General features: G+C 38.2%; 1 pseudogene. It reads right to left on the bottom strand.

From position 1 onward, the window contains the following. Positions 1-55: 55 nt before the first annotated feature. Positions 56-419 (bottom strand): annotated as a pseudogene (locus HMPREF0549_RS08945) (MATE family efflux transporter); the annotation flags it as partial.

The following is a 419-nucleotide window of genomic DNA, read 5'->3' as shown; positions in this document are numbered from 1 at the left end:
TTTTTTAGTCTTCTTTTTATGGAGAACCAATCGGAAACTTAAAAAGCTTTATTATTCAGCTTTCCTTTCTATCAAAGTGTGGTTCATAGACTTTGTAGAAGATTAGTCCCAAAATCAAAGTTAGCACGTCTGAACATGCTTGAGCAGCTAAGATTCCCGTATAACCAAAGAAATGAGCCAAAATAACGATAGCTAGGCCAAAGATTAACCCTTGACGACTGAATGATAACCAAAAAGCCGGGACAGCCTTTCCCATTGACTGGAAAGCGGTGGTAAATACCAGGATTATCCCAGCTAAAGTGGTTGTTATAGATAACCAGCGAAGCATCAAGGCTCCTTCTTTAACGATTACCGGATCGTTCATAAAGATACGAATTACTTCAGGAGCAAAAATAAGAAGAAGGATTGTTAAGACAATG

The sequence above is a fragment of the Limosilactobacillus vaginalis DSM 5837 = ATCC 49540 genome (genome assembly GCF_000159435.1).
GTDB classification, from domain to species: domain Bacteria; phylum Bacillota; class Bacilli; order Lactobacillales; family Lactobacillaceae; genus Limosilactobacillus; species Limosilactobacillus vaginalis.
Note: the sequence above shows the minus strand (reverse complement) of the source record. Positions and strands in the feature narration are given on the sequence as shown.